Here is a 21,979-nt window from a genome sequence, read left to right as displayed (position 1 = left end):
CGCCATGAGGACCAAAATTTTCGCCAGCCTGTTGCTCGGTACGGCCTTGAGCCTTTCAGTTGCGAGCCTCGCTAACGCCCAGGACAAGACCGTCAAGGTCGGTGCGCTGTCCGATCAATCCGGCCTTTATGCCGATCTCGGTGGCCCCGGCTCGACGCTCGCCGCGCAGATGGCGATCGAGGATTCCGGCCTGACCGCCAAGGGCTGGAAGATCGACATCATCTCCGGTGATCATCAGAACAAGCCGGATATTGGCACCGCCATCGCACGGCAGTGGTTCGATGTCGAGAAGGTCGACGTCATCGTCGACGTTCCGAACTCCGGCGTGGCGCTGGCCGTCAACAACGTCGTCAAGGAGAAGAACGGCGTTTTCATCAACTCCGGCGCGGCGACCTCGGACCTCACCAACGCGCAGTGCTCTCCCAACACTGTGCACTGGACCTACGACACCTACACGCTGGCCCATGGCACCGGCCAGGCGCTGGTGAAGGCCGGCGGCGATACCTGGTTTTTCCTGACCGCAGACTACGCGTTTGGCGCAGCGCTTGAGCGCGACACCACGGCCGTGATCCTCGCCAATGGCGGCAAGGTGCTCGGCGGGGTCAAGCACCCCCTGAACACCGCGGACTTCTCGTCCTTCCTGCTGCAGGCGCAGGCTTCGAAGGCCAAGGTCATCGGCCTTGCCAATGCCGGCGGCGACACCACCAACACGATCAAGCAGGCCGCCGAATTCGGTATCGTGAAGGGCGGACAAAAGCTCGCCGCGCTGCTTCTGTTCATCACCGACGTCAAGGCGATCGGTCTCGAGACGGCGCAGGGGTTGAACTTCACCGAGACTTTCTATTGGGACATGAACGACAAGACCCGCGAGTTTTCCAAGAAGTTCGCCGCACGGATGAAGACCGGCGCGCCGCCGTCCATGGTGCAGGCCGGCGTCTATGCGGGACTGATGCATTACTTCAAGGCGCTTGAGGCGCTTGGCGGCAATCCGCACGACGGTGTCAAGGTCGTGGAGAAGATGAAGTCGATCCCGACCGACGATCCCTTGTTCGGCAAGGGCGAGGTTCAGCCCAACGGCCGCGCCATCCACCCGGCCTATCTGTTCGAGGTCAAGAAGCCGTCGGAATCGAAGGCGCCTTGGGATTTCTACAAGCTAGTCGGCACGGTTTCTGCGGACCAGGCCTTCACGCCGCTTGCCGAAAGCAAGTGTGCGCTCCTGAAGAAGTAGGCGGCCTCGCAATCGGCGGGACCGCCCGACGTCACCGGCAGCATGAGTTGAAAGATCGACGGATATGCAAGCTCTCTACGCCCAGCTCCTCGTTGGATTGATCAACGGCTCGTTCTACGCACTTCTCAGCCTCGGGCTTGCCGTCATCTTCGGCATGCTCAACATCATCAATTTCGCGCACGGCGCGCTTTATATGATGGGCGCGTTCTGCGCCTATTTCCTGCTCAGTCTCTTGGGCATCGGATATTGGTGGGCGCTGCTGATCGCGCCGATCACGGTCGGCATCTTCGGCATGATCCTGGAACGGACCATGCTGCAATGGCTCTCCGGCCTCGATCACCTCTATGGTCTGCTCCTGACGTTCGGGCTTGCGCTGATCATCCAGGGCGTCTTCCAGAACTATTTCGGTTCATCCGGTCTGCCCTACGCCATCCCCGACGAACTGAAGGGCGGCATGAATCTCGGCTTCATGTTCCTGCCGATCTATCGCGGCTGGGTCGTGGTGTTCTCGCTCGTCGTGTGTCTGGCGACCTGGTACCTGATCGAGCGGACGCGGCTTGGCGCCTATTTGCGCGCCGCGACGGAAAACCCGACGCTGGTACGCGCCTTCGGCATCAACGTGCCGCGAATGATCACGCTGACCTACGGCCTCGGCGTCGGTCTCGCTGCACTCGCCGGCGTGTTGTCGGCGCCGATCAACCAGGTCCGGCCGCTCATGGGCGAGAACATCATCATCGTCGTGTTCGCGGTGGTGGTGATCGGCGGCATGGGATCGATCATGGGATCGATCATTACCGGCTTTGCGCTTGGCCTGATCGAGGGCCTGACGAAGTACTTCTATCCGGAAGCTTCCAACACCGTCGTGTTCGTTCTGATGGTGCTGGTACTGCTGGTGAAACCAACGGGATTGACGGGACGGGCGGCCTAGCGCCGTCTATTTGAAGTTCCTGAAGTAGAAAAGTGGGCACTAGCCATGACGGCGATGACGGACGACACCGTACCGGTAACCCCGCGCGCGATCCGCGACGAGATGATCGCGTTCGCGATCATGACCGTTCTGCTCCTGCTCGTGCCGTTTACGAGTCTCTATCCCTTCTTCGTCATGCAAGGATTGTGTTTTGCGCTGCTCGCCTGTGCCTTCAATCTCTTGATCGGATATGGCGGCTTGTTGTCGTTCGGCCATGCGATGTTCTTGGGGACGGGCGGATATGTCACCGCCCATGCCGCGAAAGTGTGGGGTGTGCCGCCTGAGCTTGGCATTCTGATCGGGGTCGCAGCATCTGCGGCACTTGGCATCATTACCGGTGTTGTCGCGATCCGGCGTCAGGGCATCTATTTCGCGATGATCACGCTGGCGCTGTCGCAACTGATCTATTTCATCTACCTGCAAGCGCCGTTCACCCATGGTGAAGACGGCATCCAGGGTATTCCGCAGGGACACTTGCTCGGAATCCTCGACCTCTCGAAGCCGACGGTGCTCTATTACGTCATCGTCGCCGGCTTTCTGTTCGGCTTCCTCGTGATCTTCCGCGCCATCAACTCGCCGTTCGGTGAGGTGCTGAAATCGATCCGTGAAAACGAGCAGCGCGCAATCTCGCTGGGTTACAAGACCGATCAGTACAAGCTGCTGGCCTTCATCCTGTCAGGAACACTGGCGGGCTTTGCCGGCTCGCTGAAGGTGTTCGTGGTTCAGAACGCCTCGCTTTCGGATGTCGAGGTCGGCATGTCCGGTCTGATCGTGCTGATGACGCTGGTCGGCGGGCTCGGCACCGTCTTCGGCCCGGTGATCGGCGCCTTCATCATCGTCGCCACGCAGCAATATCTGGCCGGATTTGGCTCCTGGGTGACCGTGATCCAGGGCTCGATTTTCGTGGCCTGCGTGCTGACGTTCCGCCGCGGAATCGTCGGTGAAATAGCCCACCTTTTCCGCCGTTCGCTGTAGACAAGGCGAGGCTCGCAGCGGTTTTTCGGCCATAAAGCCGTGGATGAGGCCCGATTTGGCCGGCGGCGCGGCATGGCATCTTGCCCAAATTGCTTTATGACAGGTATGTGACGAGCCGTTCTGGCCCGGCCTTTCTGCAATTGGACATAGCTATGCTGCTGCGTTGGTTTCGCGCCTTCCTTCCCAAGGAAGAGCGATTTTTCGACCTCTTCGCCAAACATTCCCAGGCTGTTCGCGAGGGCGCGCTGGCGCTGCAAGGCATGCTTCAGGGCGGCGAGGAAACGCCGGTTTTTTGCCAACGGGTCAATCAGTTCGAGAACGATGCCGACAACGTCACGCGCGAGGTGCTGACGGCGGTGCGGCGCACCTTCATCACGCCGTTCGACCGCGGTGACATCAAGAACCTGATCACGGCCATGGATGACGCCATCGACCAGATGCAGCAAACGGCGAAGGCCGTGATGCTGTTCGAGGTGCGCACGTTCGAGCCGCCGATGCGCGAAATTGGAACACTTCTTGTGCAATGCTCCGAACTCGTCGGCCGCGCACTGCCATTGTTGCAAGCGATCGGAAGTAACGTGGCATTGCTGACAACGATCACGGAAGAGCTCACCAAGCTGGAGGGGCGCGTCGACGACCTCCACGACATCGGTCTGAAAGAGCTGTTCCTGAAGCACCGCGACGCCAGCGCGATGGATTTCATCGTCGGGGCCGAAATCTACGATCACCTTGAGAAGGTGGCCGATCGTTTCGACGATGTGGCTAACGAGATCAGCAGCATCGTGATCGAACAGGTATAGGGCAGGGCCAACGATAGTGGACGCCGCACTTGGTTTTCCTGTTCTGGTCGGGCTGATTGCCGTCGCGTTGCTGTTTGATTTTCTCAACGGACTGCACGACGCCGCCAATTCGATCGCAACCATCGTATCGACCCGTGTGCTGCGGCCGCAATACGCGGTGTTCTGGGCGGCATTTTTCAACTTCGTCGCGTTCCTGGTGTTCGGGCTGAACGTCGCGCAAACCATCGGCACCGGCATCATCGAGCCCAGCATCATCGACGTGACCGTGATCTTTGCCGCGCTTGTCGGCGCGATCGTATGGAATCTGATCACCTGGGCCCTGGGTATCCCGTCATCGAGTTCGCATGCGCTGATCGGCGGGCTGGTCGGAGCGGGGATGGCGAAGGCCGGGCTTTCGGCCGCGGTCTGGAGCGGACTGACCAAGACATTGCTGGCAATCGTGCTGTCGCCGCTGATCGGGTTCTTGTTGGCGCTCGCGCTGGTCGCGATCGTGTCATGGGCGTCGGTTCGTTCGACGCCGTTTGCGGTCGACCGCGCCTTCCGGATTTTGCAGTTCATCTCCGCTTCGCTCTATTCACTCGGCCATGGCGGCAACGACGCGCAAAAGACCATGGGCATCATCGCCGTTCTCCTGTTTTCGCAAGGCAAGTTGGGTGCGGAATTTCACGTGCCGTTCTGGGTCGTGATCGCCTGCCAGATGGCGATGGCGCTCGGCACGCTGATGGGCGGCTGGCGGATCGTCCGCACCATGGGTCTGAGAATTACCAAGCTGACGCCGATGCAGGGATTCTGTGCCGAGACGGGCGGCGCGGCGACCCTGTTCCTGGCGACGTTCCTCGGGGTTCCGGTTTCCACCACGCACACGATTACGGGGGCGATCGTCGGCGTAGGCGCCGCACGGCGGGTCTCGGCCGTGCGTTGGAACGTGGCGAGTTCGATCGTCTATGCCTGGGTGATCACCATTCCGGCCGCGGCCGGCGTCGCAGCCATGGCCTATTGGCTGGTAATATTGTTGAGGTAGACAGACGAGGTCGGTTGGAGGCGGTTGGCGCAACGCCTATATGGAGGGGGCCGCTGGTGTCCCGAACCAGCCTTCCTTGATCCAGCCCGGTTTCCCTGCCAAACGCTTCGTCCATGTCCGATCTGGCCCTCGCCACCGATTCGTCACCCTCATCGCCGCTCGCAAGCGAAGTGGCGCGCCGGCGTACCTTTGCCATCATCTCTCACCCGGACGCCGGCAAAACCACGCTGACCGAAAAGCTGCTTCTGTTCGGTGGCGCCATCAATCTCGCCGGCCAGGTCAAGGCCAAGGGCGAACGGCGCAATACCCGTTCCGACTGGATGAAGATCGAACGCGAGCGCGGAATTTCCGTGGTCACTTCGGTGATGACGTTCGAATTCGATGGTCTCGTCTTTAATCTGCTCGACACGCCGGGCCACGAGGACTTTTCGGAAGACACCTATCGCACGCTGACGGCGGTCGACTCCGCGGTCATGGTGATCGACGCCGCCAAGGGCATCGAGGCGCGCACCCGCAAGCTATTCGAGGTCTGCCGTCTTCGCGACATCCCCATCATCACCTTCATCAATAAGATGGACCGCGAGAGCCGGGATACGTTCGAGCTCCTCGATGAGATCGAAAAGACACTGGCACTCGACACCACGCCGATGACCTGGCCGGTCGGCCGCGGCCGCGATTTTCTCGGGACCTACGATCTGGCCACCGGCGGCGTTCGCCTTCTGGAAGGCGGCGGCGCCAAGACCGGCGCGGCGCAGCAGATCGATATCGCTGAACTGGCGAGCCACAACGCCAATCTCGATGTCGGTGCGGTCAAGGAAGAACTCGAACTGGTCTCGGAAGCCTGCAAGCCGTTCGAACTCGAGGCGTTTCGCGAAGGCCATTTGACGCCGGTCTATTTCGGCAGCGCGCTGCGCAATTTCGGCGTTGGTGATCTGCTTGAAGGCCTCGGCCGCTTTGCGCCGCCGCCACGGGCGCAGGAGGGTAATCTGCGAAAGGTCGAGGCGGCGGAGCCGCGCATGAGCGCCTTCGTGTTCAAGATCCAGGCCAACATGGACCCCAATCATCGCGACCGCATCGCGTTCGCGCGGTTGTGCTCCGGGAAACTGACCAGGGGCATGAAGGCAAAGCTCGTGCGCACGGGCAAGACCATGCCACTGTCGTCTCCGCAATTCTTCTTTGCCCAGGATCGTTCGGTTGCGGACGAGGCCTTTGCCGGCGATGTCGTCGGTATTCCCAATCACGGCTCTCTGCGCATCGGCGACACCCTGACCGAGGGCGAAGACATCACCTTCGTCGGTGTGCCGAGCTTTGCGCCGGAAATCGTCCGCCGTGTTCGGTTGACCGACGCGATGAAGGCGAAGAAGCTCAAGGAAGCCTTGCAGCAGATGTCGGAGGAGGGGGTCGTTCAGGTGTTTCGGCCCCGCGACGGTGCGCCGGCGCTGGTCGGCGTGGTCGGTCCGCTCCAACTCGACGTGCTCAAGGCGCGCCTCGATGCGGAATATTCGCTTCCCGTCGAATTCGAGGTTTCCGAATTTCAGCTCGCACGCTGGATTTCGTCCGAAGACCGCAAGAAGCTTGATGCGTTTATCGCGGCCAACGGCTCCGGTGTGGCCGATGACGTCGACGGCGATCCGGTATTCCTCGCCAAGAATGAGTTCTATCTCGGCTACACCAAGGAGCGCGCCGAGGGCATCGTCTTCGCAAGTGTCAAGGACGTAAAGAAGAAGGCGTAGCGCTTTCGCCGTGCCCGCACACGCGAGGATGTGAACGGCTGGCCGTTAACAGCCCCGATCCTTCCTTGCATTTTCGCGTTATACTCTCTGCAAGTTCTGCCGCCGAGGATGCAAAGCGCATGCTCCCTCGTATTGCTATCGGTTTCGTCGTTGCTGTTACCGGACTGGCCTTCGCGGGTAACGCGGATGCCAGACGCTGGCACCGCATCAATCCAATCCCGTTTTCCCATGAGCCGTGCAGCGTGTTGTCCCACCACCCGTGCACGCCGTATTTTTGCAGCGTGCTTGGTCATGGTCCCTGCATTCCCGAGATCGACTATCCCTATGGCGAGAACCTCCAGTTGACGGTCGAGACCAAACCATCAGAGGAAGACGCGCCGAAATACCAGAAGCCCGATCACGATCTCGATAATATCGGCGATCTCTTTGCAGCCTTGCGCTCCTGCTGGACGCCACCGCAGGCGGATGCGGCGAAAGAGGGCATGCAGATGACGGTGCGCTTCAGCTTCAAGCGATCCGGCGATTTGATCGGGCCGCCGCGCCTGACGTTTGCCACGGCCGGCGTGCCTTCCGAGGTCCGCGAGACCTATCTCAAGGCGATCAACGATTCCATCGGGGCCTGCGTGCCGCTCAAATTCACCGGCAATCTCGGCGGAGCCCTGGCGGGGCGGCCCATTGCCATCCGCTACGTCGATAACCGCGACATCGAGAAGCAGAAAGCCACCCCTTAGCGTGCCTTGGTTTGTCGTTCCGACCCCCGCGGTACCATCTCCTGCATTGCCGTGTCGTGCGCGAAAGTGTACCCGATAGCCCGAATAAAGAGGACGCGGAGGGGATGCGATGGGACTGGCGGTGATGATCCTGGGCCTGGCCCTGTTTCTCGGCATCCATTTGCTGCCGGCCCAGCGTGATTTGCGCGGCCGCATTGTCTCGGCGATGGGCGAGGGCAGCTACAAGCTCGTTTACGCGGTTCTCTCCGTGCTCGGGATTGCGCTGATCGCCTGGGGCTTTGCGCACTACCGCGCAGCCGGGATGATCGACGTATGGGAGGGCTCGGTTTCTCCGAAGACGCTGGTCGTTCTCAGGCACGTGACGGTCGCCTTGATGCTGCCTGCGGTGATCCTGTTCGTGGCGTCGTATCTGCGTGGTCACATCTATGCGACGCTCAAGCACCCGATGCTCGTGAGCGTCAAGCTATGGGCGGCCGCGCATTTGCTTGCCAATGGCGATCTCGGCTCGATCATCCTGTTCGGCTCGTTTCTGGCTTGGGCGGTGGTCGATCGCATCTCGCTCAAGCGCCGTGCCGATGCCGGCGGTCCGCCGATTCCGGTCGGCGGCTGGGGTAACGACGGGATTGCGGTTGCCGTTGGAATTGTCGTCTATCTCGCACTTGCCTTCGCGTTCCATCCGGTCGTGATCGGCGTCCCCGTCGTAGGAGCATAGCAATATGTCGGTCCAGGCAGCTATCAGACGCAAAACGGCACCCGATATCCGCTCGCGCAAGAACGGCGAGCCCATCGTGATGTTGACGTCGTACCACGCCCATACGGCAGCGCTCGTCGACCGCTATTGCGACGTCATCCTGGTCGGCGACTCCCTCGGCAACGTCATGCACGGATTCGAGACCACGGTGCCGGTGACGCTCGACATGATGATCCTGCAAGGCCATGCCGTGATGCGCGGCTCGCAGCACGCACTCGTCGTCGTCGACATGCCCTTTGGCTCCTACGAGGCCTCCAAGGAGCAGGCCTTTCACTCGGCCGTGAGAATTTTGAAAGAAACCCATTGCGGCGCGGTCAAGCTCGAAGGCGGCGCGCGGATGGCGGAGACGATCGCATTTCTGGTCGAACGCGGCATACCCGTGATGGGCCATATCGGCCTGACGCCGCAGTCGATCAACGCGCTGGGTTCGTTCCGCGCCCAGGGGCGCGAGGAAGAAAGCTGGGCGCCGATCGAAAACGATGCGCTCGCCGTGGCACAGGCCGGCGCCTTTTCGGTCGTGGTTGAAGCCGTGGCCGAGCCCTTGGCGCGCAAGATAACCGGGACGATCGACATTCCGACCATCGGCATCGGCGCCAGCGCGGCCTGCGACGGCCAGGTGCTGGTGCTGGAGGACATGCTGGGATTGTCGCCGCGGGCTCCGAAATTTGTTCGACGCTATGGCAACCTCGGCCCGATGATCGAGGCCGCGATCCAGGGCTATGCGGCCGACGTCCGCTCCCGGGCTTTCCCGGGGCCGGAACATGTTTACGGCATGAAGGCAAAGGCGTAAGCACGGCTCTGGCCGGTGACAGAGGCTGGAAAACCCGTTGGGGCAGCACTGTTAACGCTTTGATCGGGCTGGTGGTCTAGCTTTGCCTTGCCACCGCCATATCGCTAGGGTAACGCGGCCGCCATCAAGGGGCAGATGAATCGCACCTGACGGTTCCAGGCGTGCGAGGCCGGGATGGGGTACACTTAAGTGTCTGAATTATTTGATGAAGTCGACGAGGAAGTCCGCCGGGAGCAACTCAAAAAGCTCTGGGACCAATACTCGCTCTATATCATCGCGGCTGCCGTCCTGATCGTTGCCGCCGTCGCCGGCTGGCGAGGCTACCAATATCTGGAAGCCCAGAAGGCCGCCGAGGCGGGCGCTGCTTTTGAGGCCGCGATCGAGCTCGTCGAGCAAAACAAGAACGCGGAGGCGGAAGCGGCCTTCGACAAGCTCGCGACGACGGCTCCCTCCGGATACCGCATGCTGGCGCGTTTGCGTGCGGCCGGCGAGGTTGCAGCCCGTGATCCGAAAGCGGGCGCGAAAATGTACGATGAGCTTGCCTCCGATCGCAGCATTGGCACTGAGCAGCAGGACCTGGCGCGGATTCGAGCGGCCGGACTGTTGCTGGATACTGAAGGCTATCCCAACATGCTGCAACGGCTTGAAACTGCCGCCAAGCCGGACGCGACCTTCCGTCATACTGCGCGTGAATTGCTGGCTCTGTCGGCGTGGCGGGCCAACGACAACACCGCGGCGCGGCAGTGGCTGGATCTGATTGCCAATGACGGCGAGACGCCGTCGGCCATGCGTCAGCGGGCCGAGGCGCTTCAAGCCTTGCTTCCGCCGGTCGCCAAGAGCTGACGACGGCAAACCGTTGAATGAGAAATCGACCATGCGTCGCCTGAAACGTCTGATCGCCGCTTCCGTCCTCGTCGCGCTGTCGGGCGCGGTGGGCGGCTGCGCCAGCCAGATCAACAGCTTCGATCCGATGGAATGGCTCGACTGGCTCGACACTAAGAAGAAGTTGCAGGGCGATCGTAAGCCGGTATTCCCGGAAGGCGTGCCTGGTCTCGAACAGGGCGTTCCGAAGTCGCTGTACAAGGGCGCTCAGCAGGACGCCGATCAGAATGCGCAGCAGGCGGCCGTCCCGCCGCCTCCGCCTCCGGAGACCAAGCCGAAGAAAACTGGCAAGAGCAAGCAGCCTGCGGCAGCGACGGCGAACGCCGATCCTTCGGCCACGCCCGAGGAAGACGCGACTGCGGCGGCTCCACCCGCGCCGAAGAAGAAGATCGTGCGTCAGCGCACCACCGCGCCACCGCCCGATCAGCCGGCCGACGCGCAGTCCGGCGCACCGCAGGCGCAACCCACCCAACAATCGGGCGCGGCATTCCCGGCGCCACTTCCGGGCGGCACGTTTACGCGCTAACGCTTGATGCAGTCCTTCGGCTGGCACCGGTTCGGTGGCTAGCCGCAAGCCCTTGTTCGATTTTCCCGCGCGCCCGGATCCCTGATGTCCTTTACGATCGCCATTATCGGCCGGCCCAATGTCGGGAAGTCGACGCTGTTCAACCGTCTGGTTGGACAGAAGCTCGCGCTGGTCGACGACGCACCCGGGGTGACGCGTGACCGGCGCGAAGGCGAAGCGCGGCTCGGCGATCTTCGCTTTACCATCATCGACACGGCGGGGCTCGACGAAGGCGCGAAGGGGTCGCTCACCGCGCGGATGCAGGAGCAGACCGAGACTGCGATCGGGCTTGCGGATGCGCTGATGTTCGTGATCGACGGGCGCGCCGGACTGACGCCGAGTGACCGCAGCTTCGCCGACCATGCGCGCCGCGCCAACAAGCCGGTGGTCCTTCTCGCCAACAAGAGCGAAGGCAAGCACGGCGAGCTCGGCGCGATGGAATCCTACGCATTGGGCCTGGGCGAGCCGATCATGATCTCTGCCGAACATGGCGAGGGCATGGGTGACCTCTACGACGCGCTGCGCGACCTGATGCCGGAACCTGCGGAGGAAGACGAAGATGGCGATGAGGATATCGCTGAGAGCGACGAGGAGCTGGCGCGCAGGCCAATCCGCGTCGCCGTCGTCGGCCGTCCCAACGCCGGCAAGTCGACGCTGATCAATCGCCTGCTTGGCGAGGAGCGGCTTCTGACCAGCGCCGAAGCCGGTACGACGCGCGATTCCATCGCCGTGGAGATCAACTGGAACGGCCGGGATTTTCGCGTGTTCGACACCGCGGGACTGCGGCGGCGTTCGCGGATCGAGGAGAAGCTGGAAAAGCTCTCGGTTGCGGACGCTTTGCGCGCGGTGCGCTTCGCTGAAGTCGTGGTGCTGATGTTGGATGCGCAGAACAAGTTCGAAGAACAGGATCTGCGCATCGCCGATCTGATCGAACGCGAGGGCCGGGCGCTCGTGATCGCGGTCAACAAATGGGACCTGACGGAGACCAAGCCCGGTGCGATTTCCGCTTTGCGCACCGAGGCCGATCACTGGCTGCCGCAGGTCAAGGGAGCGCCTTTGGTGGCCGTATCGGGGCTGATGGGCGAGGGTATCGATCGGCTGATGCGTGCAATCGAGGAGGCGTATGCAGTGTGGAACCGGCGGGTGCCGACGGCAGCGCTCAATCGCTGGTTCGAGCAGGCGGTGCATGCCAACCCGCCGCCGGCGGTTTCCGGCCGCCGGTTGAAACTGAATTACATCACCCAGGCCAAGGCGCGGCCGCCGAGCTTCGTGTTGTTCTGCTCCCGCGCCGATGCCGTGCCGCAATCCTATCTGAGGTATCTCGTCAACTCCATGCGCGGCGAATTCGAATTGCCCGGGACGCCGATGCGGATTGCGTTGCGCGAGAAAGCCAATCCTTTCGCGCACAAACGAAAGCGGCCCTCATGAGCGACACTAGTACCGCCGATCTGAAGTCCTGGAAGCGACGAGTTCGATCAGGGACTTCGGATCGACAAAGCGGTACTGGATCAACGGGTTTGCTAGTGCCCATGACTTTCCGAAGTTCGTGACGGTGGGCGCTGCAATGGAACACGAACTTCGGAAAGTGGGCACTAGTGCCGTCGGCACGCCGCCCGCAACATCTCCCGCGCGCGGCGCAGCGGTTGCCTTCATCTTCGTCACGATCCTGCTCGACATGCTGGCGCTTGGCCTGATCATGCCGATCCTGCCGAAGCTCGTCGAAAGCTTCGTCAACAACGATACCGTGCGCGCGGCCCGCATCTTTGGCGTGTTCGGGACGGCCTGGGCGCTGATGCAGTTTTTCTTCTCGCCGATTTTGGGCAGCCTGTCAGACCGGTTCGGCCGTCGGCCGGTGGTGCTGCTGTCGAATTTCGGGCTGGGGCTGGACTATGTGCTGATGGCGCTCGCGCCGTCGCTGGCGTGGCTGTTTGTCGGCCGGGTTATTTCCGGCATTACGTCAGCCAGTATTTCGACCGCCTTTGCCTATATCGCCGACATCACGCCGGCCGAGCGGCGAGCCGCCGTGTTCGGCAAGGTAGGCGCCGCCTTCGGCGCCGGATTCATCATCGGTCCTGCGGTCGGCGGGCTGCTCGGCGATGCCGATCCGCGACTGCCGTTCTGGGTTGCGGCGGGCCTGAGCTTTGCCAACACGATCTATGGCCTGTTGATCCTGCCGGAGTCGCTGCTGCGCGACCGCCGCGCACCGTTTCGCTGGAAAAGCGCCAATCCGATCGGCGCGCTAGGTCTGCTGCGGTCCGACCGCGTCCTGACGGGCCTGTCGGTGACGAACTTCTTTGCCCAGCTCGCGCATGCGGTGCTGCCTTCGATCTTCGTGCTCTATGCGACCTATCGATATGGCTGGGACTCGAAGACGGTTGGCGTGACGCTGGCAATGGTCGGCATCTGCGCCATGCTGGTGCAGGGGGCGGGCATCGGGCCGATCGTGCGGATATTTGGCGAACGCCGGGCGTTGCTGCTGGGGCTCGCTTTCGGCGCCGCCGGCTTTCTGATTTTTGCGATCGCGCCTACCGGGCCGCTATCGTGGCTCGGCATTCCCGTGATGTCGCTGTGGGGCGTTTCAGGCGCGGCGATCCAGTCGTTCATGACGAAACGCGTCGCACCCGACCAGCAAGGCCAGCTGCAAGGCGCGACGGCCAGCGTGCAGAGCATTTCGCAATTGCTGGGGCCGTTCCTGTTTACGCTGACCTTTGCCCATTTCATCAGCCCGCAGACGCCGTTTCATCTGCCCGGCGCGCCGTTCTTTCTGGCCTCGGCGCTGGTGCTGTTGGCGCTTGCGGTCGCCGCCGTGACGCTCGCCAACCGTGGGTCGTCGCGCTCAGCGTAGGGCGTCCGAGGTCAGACGGAATTTTTGGATTCGCTTGGCGTTATCGACCTCGGCCGTATAGACGTTGCCCTTGGCATCGACGGCGATGGCGTGGACCCAGTGAAACTGGCCAGCGTTGCGGCCCCCTCGTCCGAAACTGCCGGCGACCGTTCCATCCTGGCGGTTGATGATCCTGATTTCATTGTTCTCGCCATCCGCACTGAGCAGAAAACGCTGTTGTGCATCGGGCCAGATCGCGACGTCCCAAACCGCACCATTGCCAAGCGTATTTCTTTCGAAGAACCATTCCTTCACGAACGTGCCGTCCTTGCGGAACACCTGGATGCGGTTGTTGATGCGGTCGCAGACATAGACAAGCCCGTCATGGGCGATCTTTACGCAGTGCACGGGATTGGCAAACTGCTGCGAGGCCGGTGCCTTGGGATCGTAGGGCGGCTGCTTGTCATCGCTAGGCGTGTTTCCATAGGCACCCCAGTGCCGCTTGTAGGCGCCGGTCGTGGCGTCGAACACGATGACACGGTGGTTGCCGTAGCCGTCGGCGACATAGATCTCGTCCGCATCCTTGTCGATCGCTGTCTCCGCGGGCTTGCCTAGCTGGCCGATGTCATTGCTGCCCTTGCTTGGCGCAATCTTGCCGATCTGCATCACGAACTTGCCGTCGAGTGTGAACTTCAGAATGGCATTGTCGTTCTCGGCGTTGCCGCCGACCCAGACGAATCCGCGTTCGTCAACTTCAATACCGTGCTCGCGCCCGACCCATTCGTAGCCCTCGCCGGGGCCACCCCAGGCGCGCAGGAGATTGCCGTCGGCATCGAATTCCAAAACCGGTGGCGCCGGGATGCAGCATTTCGAGCGGGGCGGCGTCAGAGTTGCGCCCTTCTCGTCATCGGTCAGCGAGCGCGGGCGATGAATCATCCAGATGTGCCCTTGCCCATCGACGGTGATGCCGCCGACCTGACCGAGAATCCAGTTGTTCGGCAGCGGCTTCGGCCACGCCGCATCGACGGTGAAAGTTGGAATTTCGCCGGCCCGCGAAGGGCCCATCGTACCGACCAGCAGGGTGGCGACGGCGACTACCGCTGCCGCCGAAAGGTTCGCGACGGCGCGGAGCAGCTGGCCGCGGTTCTCGATCGGCGTCACGGACGTCCTTTCTGCTTCTTTGGCCGTCAGTGAATAGCCCCGTCAAAGGCTAGTCAACGGCGCGGGTCGTTGATGGACCCAACCGGCTAGGCCGGTGGCTGAAAGCTCAAAAGGCTCCGTGTCGGATAGTCGAAGAACTTGCCGCTCTCGTCCCACGTCGGCAGGCACATCGGCACGATCAGTTCGGCTGCCTGCTCCGGCGTATCGAGCGTCGTCGGATCTTCGCCGGGAAAGACAGCGGCGCGCATGCGGGTGCGGATCGGGCCGGGATTGAACAGATTGATCCGAAGCGGCGTCGATGCCGTCTCATGGGCCCAGACGCGCGCCAGCGCCTCGAGCGCGGCCTTGGAGGCCGCATAGGGGCCGAGGTAACCGGTCGCCTTGTTGGCCACGCCCGAGGTGATGAACACCGCGCGGCCGGCCTCGGATTTCTTCAACAGCGGCTCCAGGCAGCGGATCAACTGGAAATTGGCCGACAGGTTGACCGCAAGCACGTCGTTCCACGGCTTCATGTCGATATGGCCGAGCGGCGAAGAGGGGCCGGCGACGCCGGCATTGCCGACGAGAATATCGAGCTTGCCGTGACGCTCGTGCAGGGCTGCGCCGAGCCGCGCGATGCCGTCAAAATCGGTCAGGCTGAGCGGTACCAGCGTCGCCTTGCCGCCATCCTTTCTTATCTCGTCGTCGAGTTCTTCCAACCCGCCCTGGGTGCGCGCGACCGCAACAATGTGCGCGCCGGCCTTCGCGAGTGCGCGTGCGGCGGCATAGCCGATGCCGCGCGAGGCGCCGGTGACGAGAGCGATACGGTCGGCGAGGGGGAGGGACATGGGTACAACTCCAGCGTCAATAGGCAGTCGGATACGCGGATCAAGCCCGCGGATCCATCGTAAGCGCTTCTAGATGTCAGATGGATTGCCGGGTCAAGCCCGGCAACGACGAATCTCAGCTCGCTTCCGCGAGCAGGGATAGCTGCCGCGGCGTCGGCTCGACCTGATCCTGGTCGGTGAGGTTCGTTGGATAAGCCCCGGTAAAGCAATGGTCGGAGAATTTCGGATTGGCGGGATCGCGCCCGGGATAGCCCATGGCGCGGTACATGCCGTCGACGGACAGGAAAGCGAGCGTGTCGGCGCCGATCAGTTCGCGCATTTCTTCCAGATTGTGTGTCGCCGCCAGCAGGCCGCCGCGATCCGGCAGGTCGATGCCGTAATAGTCGGGGTAGAGGATCGGCGGCGAAGCTAGGCGGAAGTGAACCTCGCGCGCGCCGGCATCGCGCATCATGCGGACGATCTTTCTCGAGGTGGTGCCGCGCACGAGTGAATCGTCGATCAGGATGATGCGCTTGCCCTCGATCGCAGCGCGGTTGGCGTTGTGCTTCATCTTCACGCCGGACTCGCGAATGCTCTGGGTCGGCTGGATGAAGGTGCGGCCGACATAGTGGTTGCGGATGATGCCAAGCTCGAACGGCACGCCGGAGTGCTGGCTGTAGCCGACGGCGGCAGGAACGCCGGAGTCCGGCACCGGCACCACGACATCGACCGGCACGTGGCTTTCACGCGCCAGCTGGGCACCAAAGGCCTTGCGCACGTCATAAACCGATCGTCCGCCGACGATGGAATCCGGCCGCGAGAAATAGATGTATTCGAAGATGCAGGGCCGCGGCGGTTTCGGCGGGAATGGCTTGTGGCTTTGTGCGCCGCGCTCGTCAAATACGACGATCTCGCCGGGCTCCACGTCGCGGACATATTTGGCGCCGATGATATCGAGCGCGCAGGTCTCCGACGCCAGGATCGGGCAGCCCTCGAATTCGCCGAGCACCAGCGGGCGGATGCCGAGCGGATCGCGTGCGCCGACGAGCTTCTTGTTGGTCAGCGACACCAGCGAGTAGGCGCCTTCGATCGTCCGCAGCGCTTCGATGAAACGATCGATGAAATGGTTGCGCTTTGACTGGGCGACGAGGTGCAGGATCACTTCGGTGTCGGTAGTGGACTGCATCATCGCGCCGCCGCGCACGAGTTCGCGGCGCAGCGTCAGGCCGTTGGTGAGATTGCCATTGTGGCCAACTGCAAATCCGCCGGCGTTGAGCTCGGCAAACAGCGGCTGCACGTTACGCAGGATGGTCTCGCCGGTGGTCGAATAGCGCACATGGCCGATCGCGGCATTGCCGGGCAGGCGTTCGATGACCTCGCGGCGGGAAAAGGTATCGCCGACCAGCCCAAGCCGCCGTTCGGAATGGAACCGGCTGCCATCAAACGAGACGATGCCGGCGGCCTCCTGACCACGGTGCTGAAGTGCGTGCAATCCGAGGGCCGTAATGGCTGCCGCTTCGGGATGGCCGAAGATACCGAATACACCGCATTCTTCGCGGAGCGTATCGCCTTCCAGATCGGGGTCTTCCAGGTAGAGCGGGCCGGTCGTCAGCCCCTGAGCTTTGGCGTCATCGGAAGGGCTTTGTTGGTCGTCCATCGCGCCTCTCTTTTGACCGGCTCTCACTTCGCTGCTGGCTTTTCGATCAGCTTTTTAAGGCTGTCTCGGGCAGGTTTACTATACCCGTCGCCTGATGCCGGGGCCGCCTGGTCGGCGTCAGTTTGGTCATCTTCCGGTTTATTCTTCTTGAATCTCTTCAAGATGGTGTTCTCGGGGTCATCCGGCAAGAGCGCCATCAGCCAATCCCCGGTTCCCTGCAGGACCACCCGGGATTTGGCGCCCGTCACCCAGTCCGGCCGCTGCTTGTCCGGAACCAGCCAGGTGAAGAACAGGAAGGCCACCACTACGATTAGCAGGCCCCGTGCCAGTCCGAACAGGAAGCCGAGGGTCCGGTCGAGCGCCCCGATCCGGGAATCCAGGATCATGTCGGAGATGCGCACCGTGATGACCGAAACCACGATCAGAGTGCCGACAAATACGCCGCCGACCACGACCAGGCTCGCCACCGTATCGTTGCTGACATAGGTCTTGGCGGTCGGCAGCAGCTTGGAAAACGAATAGAGCGTCACCAGCGCGGCCGTGCCCCAGGCGGCGATCGAGAGGATTTCGCGCATGAAGCCGCGAACCATCGCAAGCAGGCCGGAGATCAGCATCACAGCGAGCAGGACGAGATCGAGAATGGTAACTGGCATCGGCTGGTTAGGTCCGCATCAAGGTTCAAACCGCGAATCGGGACCGCCTCAGGCTGGCAGCCACGTAGCTGGCTCCGCAAGGCGGAAATCGCACGATCCCGGCTTGCGCGCGCGATGTATAGCGGCAGGGGCGGGTGGCGTCACGCCTGCCTAGCCTTCCTGACGGCGGAATCTCGTGGGTGTTGCATTTTTTTCCGCAGGTGAATTTTCCCTGTTGCCTCTTGGGGTTCCTCGCGCGGCAATTTCGGCCACCAAGCTGGTCAATCCGCCGACCGGGTTCAACGCAAGGCCCGAATCACCTCCGGCCTCGCCGCGGGCTGATTCGGGCAAGACCGCGCGGCCAAAGCCGAGTTTGGCGGCTTCCTTGAGCCTGGCCGAGGTCTGCGCCACTGGACGGATCGCGCCCGACAAGGAAATTTCCCCGAAATAGACCGCATCCGCCGGCAACGGTGCATTGACTAGCGAGGACACCAATGCTGCCGCGGCGGCAAGATCGGCGGCGGGCTCCTGGATACGCAACCCGCCGGCGACATTGAGATAGACGTCGTGGCCGGACAGCTTGACCCCGCAATGGGCCTCCAGCACCGCCAGCACCATCGAGAGCCGGCTGGGGTCCCAGCCGACCACCGCGCGACGCGGCGTGCCGAGCGAGGTCGGCGCCACCAGCGCCTGCAATTCGACCAGCACCGGACGCGTGCCCTCGATGCCGGCGAAGACCGCCGTTCCCGGACTGCCGAGGTCGCGCTCGGATAAAAAGAGTTCAGACGGGTTGGCGACTTCGCGAAGGCCGAGGCCCGTCATTTCGAACACGCCGATTTCGTCGGTGGGCCCAAAACGGTTTTTCATCGAGCGCAGGATCCGGAAATGCTGCGAGCCTTCCCCCTCGAACGACAGCACCGCATCCACCATGTGCTCGACAACGCGAGGCCCGGCGATCTGGCCGTCCTTGGTGACATGGCCGACCAGAATGATGGCGGCGCCGGACTTCTTGGCAAAACGAATGAGCGCCTGCGCGGAGGCGCGCACCTGGGTCACGGTGCCCGGCGCGGATTCGACCGTGTCGGTCCACATGGTCTGGATCGAATCGATCACGATCAGGCGCGGGGTCGCGCCTTCCGAAAGGGTTGAGACGATATCCTCAACCGAAGTCTCGGCGGCGAGTTGCACGGGCGCGTCGGCAAGTCCGAGCCGTTCGGCGCGCAGCCGCACCTGGGCCACGGCCTCTTCGCCGGAAATATAGACCGCGCGATGGCCCGCGCGGGCCATCATGCTGGTGGCCTGCGTAAGCAACGTCGATTTGCCGATGCCGGGGTCGCCGCCGACCAGAAGCACCGAGCCGCGCACAAAGCCGCCGCCGGTAACGCGGTCGAGCTCGGCCATGCCCGATGACAGGCGAGGGGCATCCTGGCTCTTGCCGGTGAGGCTTTCCAGCGCGAACTGCCGGCCCTTGCGTTTGGAGCGGATCGAGACCGGCACAGAGGTGGCGCCGGTGACGTCCTCCTCCGCCAGCGTGTTCCACTCGCCGCAGGAATCGCACTTGCCCTGCCAGCGGTTATAGGCCGCGCCGCAGTTCTGGCAGACGAAGGAGAGAGATGATTTGGCCATGGGCCTCGTTTGGCGGCAGATTCGAGAGCTTCGGCATTCCCATAGCATGGAATGACGCCCGCCCTTCAGAGTGCCGAAAGATTTACGAAAATGCCGTCCACAGCATCGAGAGACCGGCTGCGATCATGATGCCGTCCATCAGCAGCCGAAACGCGTCCGGTTTCATATGCAACACGAAGCGCTTGGCGATGAAGGCGCCAAACATCAGCGATGAGCCGGCGATCAGCCCTTGTAACGCGATCTCCGCCGTCAGCGCGCCAAAACGCTGGAAGGTCACGGATTTGCTCACATACATGCCAAGCGAGCTCGCCGCTTCGGTGGCGAGAAACGCACCTTTGGTGAGGCCGTAGAACAGAAACAAGGGCACACTGAGCGGGCCGGTCGAGACGACAATGCCGGTGAGATAGCCGACCACCGCGCCGCCGAGGGCAAGGTGCCACAGCGAAAACTTGAGCTGATGGCTTGCAAGCCAATGCCGGGCCGGCACCATCGCAATCAGAAACAATCCGATCGAAATGTCGACAACGCGCGACGGCAGCACCAACAGCGTGCGGGCGCCGAGAGATGCGGCTGGAATGGCCGGAATGGAGTAGGCCGCGCAAGCGCGCCAATCGACCTCGCGATACCAGGCGAGGATGCGCGAGAAATTGGACATGACGGCTGCGACCGCCATGATCGGGACGGCCTGTTTCGGCCCGTATTGGTAGATCAGGACCGGCATCAGCATGATCGACGATCCGGTGCCGACAATGCCGGAGATCGTGCCGGCGACGAGCCCGACCGTAAGGACGAAAACAAGACTCAACGATCCGTACTCCTGCCCGTGGTGTCGATTTGGCGCCAGCACGTTTTGCGTCGCGCCATGAACGGCCGGATATAGACGGCTGCGCGGCGAGGAGCTACCGTGTCGATCAAGCAATGGGTGGTTGAAAACGCCCAACGACCAGGGAGGACTATGTGATGGACAAGTCCGCCGATCGCAACAAAGGCAAACGCAATCAGGATTTGCCGATCGTTGCCGGAAATGGATTGATCGACCGCCGCGCTCTGCTTGGACGTGGCGTGATACTGGCAGGGGCTGTCGGAACCGGCATTGCCCCATCTGCCGCCGGCGCCGAGCCGCTCGTGGATGATCCATGGAGTCTGGAGATCGGCGAACCAACGCCGCCCTATCAGACCCGCTCGAAATTCGAAGCCAAGGTCGTTCGCACGCTGAGCAATCCCGACAACGAGCCGCGCAATTCGCATGCGCGCACGCCGCACCATATGCTCGCGGGAACGACGACGCCGAACGGATTTCATTTCACCATCAATCACGGTGGCATCCCGGTCATCGATCCGGACAAGCACCGCCTCGTGATCCACGGTCTGGTAAAGCAGCCACTGGAGTTCTCGCTCGAGGCGTTGTCGCGCTATCCGCAGGTCTCCAGGGTCACCTTTCTCGAATGCGGCGGCAACAGCGCGCCGATGTTCTCTCCCGAGCCGATGCAGGAAACGGTGCAGGCGCTGCACGGCCTCGTCTCCTGCGCGGAGTGGAGCGGCGTGAAGCTTTCGACGCTGCTGGAGGAAACCGGCATCGATCCCAAGGCGAAATGGCTGGTCGCCGAAGGCGCTGACTCGCCGCATTTGACCCGTAGCGTGCCCGTGAAGAAGGCGCTGGATGACGCGATGATCGCGCTTTACCAGAACGGCGAGCGCCTGATGCCCGGAAACGGCTATCCGATGCGCCTGCTGCTGCCCGGCTACGAGGGCAACATGAACGTCAAGTTCCTGCGCCGCATCAAGCTGATCGAACAGCCGGCGATGACCATGTATGAATCGCGGACCTATTCGCAGATCCTGCCCGACGGCAAAGCCTACCGCTTCTATTTTCTCCAGGAGGTCAAATCCTTCATCACCAGCCCGTCGCACGGCATGGCGCTGAAGGGCCCCGGACTCTATGAGATTTCCGGGGTCGCCTATTCGGGCACCGGGCGGATCGAGAAGGTCATGGTTTCGGCCGATGGCGGAAAAAGCTGGGGCCAGGCCGCGCTTCAGGAGCCGGTCCTGAGCAAGGCCTTCACGCGGTTCCGCATGCCATGGCGCTGGGATGGCGGTCCGGCGACTTTGCAGAGCCGGGCGTGGGACGAGGCCGGCAACGTGCAGCCGACGCGTGCCGAATTTGTCGCCGTGCGCGGCGAGCTCACCAAGCCGCCGCCGATATTGGGTTTCCCCAACCAGCACTACAACTCGATCACCAGCTGGGGCGTTGCAACGAGCGGCGAGGTCAAGCATGTCTACGCCTAGGCCTATTGTCCTTGCTGCAGCGTTTTTGCTTGCAACCACAGCCAGCCTGTCGAAGGCCGAGACGCCACATCTCGGCAAGCCGCTCGACGAAGCCGCGATCGCCAATTGGGACATCAGCATCCTGCCCGACGGGACCGGGTTGCCAAAGGGCAGCGGCACGTCGGCGCAGGGCGCCGCGATTTTCGCCGAGAAGTGTGCGGCCTGCCACGGCGACAACGGCAGGGGCGGCGGGCCTGCGGCGGCACTCGTGGAGGAGCACAAGATCGTCGGCATTTCGGCGTCGCAGAAGACCATCAAGAACTTCTGGCCCTATGCCACGACGATCTTCGACTTCATCCGCCGCGCGATGCCGTTCACCGCGCCGCGCTCGCTCAGCGATGACGAGGTCTATGCGCTGACGGCCTATATCCTGGCGGAGAACAAGCTGATTGACGCCAAGGACACCATGAATGCGGAAACGCTGCCGAAGGTGAAGATGCCGAACCGCGACAACTTCATCATCCGTTTCCCTGACCGAATTTAAGTTGCGTCGCGAACGGTCTTT

General features: G+C 62.6%; 21 protein-coding genes. 15 read left to right on the top strand and 6 right to left on the bottom strand.

Annotation, left to right across the window (positions count from 1 at the left end):
- The first annotated feature begins 4 nt into the window (after nucleotides 1-4).
- The 13 genes from BUA38_RS35380 to BUA38_RS35320 all read left to right on the top strand — a co-directional run bounded on the left by BUA38_RS35380 (nucleotide 5) and on the right by BUA38_RS35320 (nucleotide 13,288).
- A complete protein-coding gene (locus tag BUA38_RS35380; RefSeq protein ID WP_072825400.1) occupies nucleotides 5-1,228 on the top strand; it encodes an ABC transporter substrate-binding protein in 1,224 nt (407 codons plus the stop codon).
- A gap of 64 nt (nucleotides 1,229-1,292) precedes the next feature.
- On the top strand, nucleotides 1,293-2,156 hold the full coding sequence (locus BUA38_RS35375; RefSeq protein WP_072825398.1) for a branched-chain amino acid ABC transporter permease: 864 nt from the start codon (nucleotides 1,293-1,295) through the stop codon (nucleotides 2,154-2,156).
- A gap of 45 nt (nucleotides 2,157-2,201) precedes the next feature.
- Nucleotides 2,202-3,170: a branched-chain amino acid ABC transporter permease gene (locus BUA38_RS35370; protein WP_072825396.1), complete on the top strand. Its 969-nt coding sequence runs from the start codon at nucleotides 2,202-2,204 to the stop codon at nucleotides 3,168-3,170.
- Nucleotides 3,171-3,325: 155 nt separating this feature from the next.
- The gene (locus tag BUA38_RS35365; protein WP_072826691.1) at nucleotides 3,326-3,970 is read left to right on the top strand and encodes a DUF47 domain-containing protein; all 645 of its coding nucleotides are present in this window, start codon (nucleotides 3,326-3,328) and stop codon (nucleotides 3,968-3,970) included.
- Between the two features lie 16 nt (nucleotides 3,971-3,986).
- Complete coding sequence (locus tag BUA38_RS35360) at nucleotides 3,987-4,991, top strand: inorganic phosphate transporter (protein ID WP_072825394.1); 1,005 nt, start codon at nucleotides 3,987-3,989, stop codon at nucleotides 4,989-4,991.
- A gap of 113 nt (nucleotides 4,992-5,104) precedes the next feature.
- Nucleotides 5,105-6,724, top strand: coding sequence for a peptide chain release factor 3 (locus tag BUA38_RS35355; RefSeq protein ID WP_072825392.1), 1,620 nt, complete (start codon nucleotides 5,105-5,107; stop codon nucleotides 6,722-6,724).
- 119 nt (nucleotides 6,725-6,843) lie between these two features.
- Nucleotides 6,844-7,455, top strand: a complete 612-nt coding sequence (locus BUA38_RS35350; protein WP_072825390.1) for a hypothetical protein — start codon at nucleotides 6,844-6,846, stop codon at nucleotides 7,453-7,455.
- 109 nt (nucleotides 7,456-7,564) lie between these two features.
- Nucleotides 7,565-8,167 (top strand): NnrU family protein, encoded by a 603-nt coding sequence (locus tag BUA38_RS35345; protein ID WP_072825388.1) that lies wholly within the window; start codon nucleotides 7,565-7,567, stop codon nucleotides 8,165-8,167.
- 4 nt (nucleotides 8,168-8,171) lie between these two features.
- Nucleotides 8,172-8,996 carry a 3-methyl-2-oxobutanoate hydroxymethyltransferase gene (gene panB / locus BUA38_RS35340; RefSeq protein WP_072825386.1) on the top strand — a complete coding sequence of 275 codons (825 nt, stop codon included), beginning with the start codon at nucleotides 8,172-8,174 and terminating at the stop codon, nucleotides 8,994-8,996.
- Nucleotides 8,997-9,185: 189 nt separating this feature from the next.
- Complete coding sequence (locus BUA38_RS35335) at nucleotides 9,186-9,839, top strand: tetratricopeptide repeat protein (protein ID WP_072825384.1); 654 nt, start codon at nucleotides 9,186-9,188, stop codon at nucleotides 9,837-9,839.
- A gap of 31 nt (nucleotides 9,840-9,870) precedes the next feature.
- Nucleotides 9,871-10,404: a hypothetical protein gene (locus BUA38_RS35330; protein ID WP_072825382.1), complete on the top strand. Its 534-nt coding sequence runs from the start codon at nucleotides 9,871-9,873 to the stop codon at nucleotides 10,402-10,404.
- Between the two features lie 84 nt (nucleotides 10,405-10,488).
- Complete coding sequence (gene der, locus BUA38_RS35325; RefSeq protein ID WP_072825380.1) at nucleotides 10,489-11,871, top strand: ribosome biogenesis GTPase Der; 1,383 nt, start codon at nucleotides 10,489-10,491, stop codon at nucleotides 11,869-11,871.
- 157 nt (nucleotides 11,872-12,028) lie between these two features.
- Complete coding sequence (locus BUA38_RS35320) at nucleotides 12,029-13,288, top strand: TCR/Tet family MFS transporter (RefSeq protein WP_244553147.1); 1,260 nt, start codon at nucleotides 12,029-12,031, stop codon at nucleotides 13,286-13,288.
- On the opposite strand, the gene BUA38_RS35315 is transcribed toward BUA38_RS35320, so the two are convergent.
- From BUA38_RS35315 to BUA38_RS35290, 6 genes are all read right to left on the bottom strand, one after another.
- Nucleotides 13,280-14,332: a hypothetical protein gene (locus tag BUA38_RS35315; protein ID WP_244553350.1), complete on the bottom strand. Its 1,053-nt coding sequence runs from the start codon at nucleotides 14,330-14,332 to the stop codon at nucleotides 13,280-13,282. The two genes, BUA38_RS35320 and BUA38_RS35315, sit on opposite strands and share 9 nt — an antisense overlap.
- Nucleotides 14,333-14,514: 182 nt before the next feature.
- A complete protein-coding gene (locus BUA38_RS35310) occupies nucleotides 14,515-15,255 on the bottom strand; it encodes an SDR family NAD(P)-dependent oxidoreductase (protein WP_072825375.1) in 741 nt (246 codons plus the stop codon).
- A 115-nt stretch (nucleotides 15,256-15,370) separates the two neighbouring features.
- Nucleotides 15,371-16,891: an amidophosphoribosyltransferase gene (gene purF / locus BUA38_RS35305; RefSeq protein ID WP_072825373.1), complete on the bottom strand. Its 1,521-nt coding sequence runs from the start codon at nucleotides 16,889-16,891 to the stop codon at nucleotides 15,371-15,373.
- Between the two features lie 23 nt (nucleotides 16,892-16,914).
- The gene (locus tag BUA38_RS35300; RefSeq protein ID WP_072825371.1) at nucleotides 16,915-17,544 is read right to left on the bottom strand and encodes a CvpA family protein; all 630 of its coding nucleotides are present in this window, start codon (nucleotides 17,542-17,544) and stop codon (nucleotides 16,915-16,917) included.
- A 150-nt stretch (nucleotides 17,545-17,694) separates the two neighbouring features.
- A complete protein-coding gene (radA, locus tag BUA38_RS35295; RefSeq protein WP_072825369.1) occupies nucleotides 17,695-19,149 on the bottom strand; it encodes a DNA repair protein RadA in 1,455 nt (484 codons plus the stop codon).
- Between the two features lie 82 nt (nucleotides 19,150-19,231).
- A complete protein-coding gene (locus tag BUA38_RS35290; RefSeq protein WP_072825367.1) occupies nucleotides 19,232-19,954 on the bottom strand; it encodes a sulfite exporter TauE/SafE family protein in 723 nt (240 codons plus the stop codon).
- A 155-nt stretch (nucleotides 19,955-20,109) separates the two neighbouring features.
- On the opposite strand from BUA38_RS35290, the gene soxC reads away from it, so the two are divergent.
- Nucleotides 20,110-21,435: a sulfite dehydrogenase gene (gene soxC / locus BUA38_RS35285; RefSeq protein ID WP_083587893.1), complete on the top strand. Its 1,326-nt coding sequence runs from the start codon at nucleotides 20,110-20,112 to the stop codon at nucleotides 21,433-21,435.
- Entirely contained in the window at nucleotides 21,422-21,958 is a 537-nt protein-coding gene (locus tag BUA38_RS35280) for a c-type cytochrome (protein WP_072825365.1), read from the top strand. The genes soxC and BUA38_RS35280 overlap by 14 nt, the downstream gene beginning before the upstream one ends.
- The last annotated feature ends 21 nt before the right edge of the window (nucleotides 21,959-21,979 follow it).

It is taken from the genome of Bradyrhizobium erythrophlei, from assembly GCF_900142985.1.
GTDB lineage: Bacteria > Pseudomonadota > Alphaproteobacteria > Rhizobiales > Xanthobacteraceae > Bradyrhizobium > Bradyrhizobium erythrophlei_B.
The sequence above is the reverse complement of the archived record's forward strand: the minus strand, read 5'-3'. Positions and strand labels throughout refer to the sequence as shown.

Excerpts from the sequence above, each read along its gene's own strand:
- BUA38_RS35380 (WP_072825400.1), top strand. The coding sequence starts at position 5 with ATGAGGACCAAAATTTTCGCCAGCCTGTTGCTCGGTACGGCCTTGAGC.
- BUA38_RS35330 (WP_072825382.1), top strand. The coding sequence starts at position 9,871 with ATGCGTCGCCTGAAACGTCTGATCGCCGCTTCCGTCCTCGTCGCGCTG.
- BUA38_RS35345 (WP_072825388.1), top strand. The coding sequence starts at position 7,565 with ATGGGACTGGCGGTGATGATCCTGGGCCTGGCCCTGTTTCTCGGCATC.
- BUA38_RS35370 (WP_072825396.1), top strand. The coding sequence starts at position 2,202 with ATGACGGCGATGACGGACGACACCGTACCGGTAACCCCGCGCGCGATC.
- radA (WP_072825369.1), bottom strand. The coding sequence starts at position 19,149 with ATGGCCAAATCATCTCTCTCCTTCGTCTGCCAGAACTGCGGCGCGGCC.
- BUA38_RS35350 (WP_072825390.1), top strand. The coding sequence starts at position 6,844 with ATGCTCCCTCGTATTGCTATCGGTTTCGTCGTTGCTGTTACCGGACTG.
- BUA38_RS35315 (WP_244553350.1), bottom strand. The coding sequence starts at position 14,332 with ATGGGCCCTTCGCGGGCCGGCGAAATTCCAACTTTCACCGTCGATGCG.
- purF (WP_072825373.1), bottom strand. The coding sequence starts at position 16,891 with ATGGACGACCAACAAAGCCCTTCCGATGACGCCAAAGCTCAGGGGCTG.
- BUA38_RS35310 (WP_072825375.1), bottom strand. The coding sequence starts at position 15,255 with ATGTCCCTCCCCCTCGCCGACCGTATCGCTCTCGTCACCGGCGCCTCG.
- BUA38_RS35355 (WP_072825392.1), top strand. The coding sequence starts at position 5,105 with ATGTCCGATCTGGCCCTCGCCACCGATTCGTCACCCTCATCGCCGCTC.
- soxC (WP_083587893.1), top strand. The coding sequence starts at position 20,110 with ATGGACAAGTCCGCCGATCGCAACAAAGGCAAACGCAATCAGGATTTG.
- BUA38_RS35300 (WP_072825371.1), bottom strand. The coding sequence starts at position 17,544 with ATGCCAGTTACCATTCTCGATCTCGTCCTGCTCGCTGTGATGCTGATC.
- BUA38_RS35375 (WP_072825398.1), top strand. The coding sequence starts at position 1,293 with ATGCAAGCTCTCTACGCCCAGCTCCTCGTTGGATTGATCAACGGCTCG.
- der (WP_072825380.1), top strand. The coding sequence starts at position 10,489 with ATGTCCTTTACGATCGCCATTATCGGCCGGCCCAATGTCGGGAAGTCG.
- BUA38_RS35280 (WP_072825365.1), top strand. The coding sequence starts at position 21,422 with ATGTCTACGCCTAGGCCTATTGTCCTTGCTGCAGCGTTTTTGCTTGCA.
- panB (WP_072825386.1), top strand. The coding sequence starts at position 8,172 with ATGTCGGTCCAGGCAGCTATCAGACGCAAAACGGCACCCGATATCCGC.